Source organism: Streptomyces sp. NPDC002130 (assembly GCF_040296465.1).
Taxonomy (GTDB): Bacteria; Actinomycetota; Actinomycetes; order Streptomycetales; family Streptomycetaceae; genus Streptomyces.
The window spans coordinates 1-1,466 of sequence record NZ_JBEOXI010000808.1; the positions used below are offsets into that span (position 1 = coordinate 1).

At 62.8% G+C, this 1,466-nt stretch carries 3 protein-coding genes; 2 read left to right on the forward strand and 1 reads right to left on the reverse strand.

Annotation, left to right across the window (positions count from 1 at the left end; all coding sequences use genetic code 11):
• Together ABT116_RS45775 and ABT116_RS45780 are read left to right on the forward strand one after the other, a co-directional pair.
• The coding region (locus ABT116_RS45775) for a helix-turn-helix domain-containing protein (RefSeq protein ID WP_351647084.1) at positions 1 to 166 on the forward strand (166 nt) is incomplete at its 5' end.
• Positions 166 to 837, forward strand: coding sequence for a cation efflux transmembrane domain-containing protein (locus ABT116_RS45780; protein ID WP_351647086.1), 672 nt, complete (start codon positions 166 to 168; stop codon positions 835 to 837). The genes ABT116_RS45775 and ABT116_RS45780, both read left to right, overlap by 1 nt.
• Before the next feature lie 54 nt (positions 838 to 891).
• Here ABT116_RS45780 and ABT116_RS45785 read toward each other — a convergent pair.
• The coding region (locus ABT116_RS45785) for an SRPBCC family protein (RefSeq protein WP_351647082.1) at positions 892 to 1,466 on the reverse strand (575 nt) is incomplete at its 5' end.

A 1,466-nucleotide genomic window follows, 5' to 3' on the forward strand; every position in this document is an offset into this window, starting at 1 on the left:
GTGCCTGCGCGGTTGCGGCTTGGTGGTGGCCGTCCCGGAAGGGCGCCGGACCAGATACGAACTCGCCGATGTACATATCGGTCGGGCCCTCGACGACCTGCTCGGGGTCGTACTCGCGGTGGATCCGTCGTACTGCCCGGACAGCGAATCAGAGGGGTGCTGCTGATGGTTGCTCCCGTTGACGGTGTCGGTTTCTCGACTGACCGACGAGCGCTGTTGTCGAGAAGAATCCGCATCTTCGTGGCGATCACGATCAGCTACAACGTCGTCGAGGCGATCATTGCGCTGGCGGAGGGCACGCGGGTGTCGTCTGCGGCCCTGTTCGGGTTCGGTCTTGATTCCGTGATCGAAGTATCCTCGGCGGCAGCGGTTGCCTGGCAGTTCTCGGCGCCGGATCCGACGAGCCGTGAGAAGACGGCGCTACGCGTGATCGCATTCTCGTTCTTCGGGCTCGCTGCGTATGTCTCGTTCGACGCGATTCGGTCGCTGTTCGGTCTGGGGGAGGCCCAGCACACCACCGTCGGAATAGTTTTGGCTGCAGTCAGTTTGGCGATCATGCCGGCCCTGTCCTACGCGCAGCGCCGAGCCGGTCGGGAGCTGGGTTCCCTTTCGGCGGTCGCGGACTCGAAGCAGACTCTGCTCTGCACGTACCTCTCTGCGGTCTTGCTGGTCGGTTTGCTGCTCAACTCGGTGCTCGGCTGGTCGTGGGCGGATCCGATTGCGGCACTGGTGATCGCCGTCATCGCGGTGAAAGAAGGCATCAACGCGTGGAAGGGCGATCCGTGCTGCCCGGTCGTGGCTGCGGCCGAGAAAGGTGACGAGTGCGACTGCTGCTGAGTGAGCACGGTTCTGTCGAGTCAACACACTCTGCGCTGCTTCAGCAGAGGGTTCTCACTCGACAAATGAGGTGTCAGCTTCTGCGCGATCTTTGATGTGCGCGGCGCGTTGCTCGAGAAGGCGTCGCAGATACGGGCCGACAGCCAACCTCAAAGCCAGGTGTCCGAGCACGCCGAAGGGGGCCGTGACCGTGAAGCGGTCGTGCATCCGCGTCCACCCACCCGGCTGAACGTCGAAGACGTGCTCGTGCTGCATTGCGGTAAACGGGCCGCGAACCTGCTCGTCGGTGAACGAATACGGGCGGTTGTACTGCGTGATCCGGCTTGTCATCGAGAATCTCCACCCGAAATGCCGAGCGGTGAAGGACACCTCGTCGCCCTCTTCCAGCGCTGGTCTACCCGTACTCGTCACGGCCACCTCGTCCGTTTTTCGGAGCGAGGCCGAGTGTTCGTCCATGTCGAGTTCGAGATCGAAGATCACCGCAGGTGGAGCGTGGATATCGGTGATCACGACTACGGTGTGCTGCACAGTGCCAGTCTGCCAATGTTGGTTTGCGACGCCGGCAAGCGGGTACGGGCCGATGACCTGCGGTTCATCCGCGACGGGTGATGCTTTCGCTTTCCAGCCCC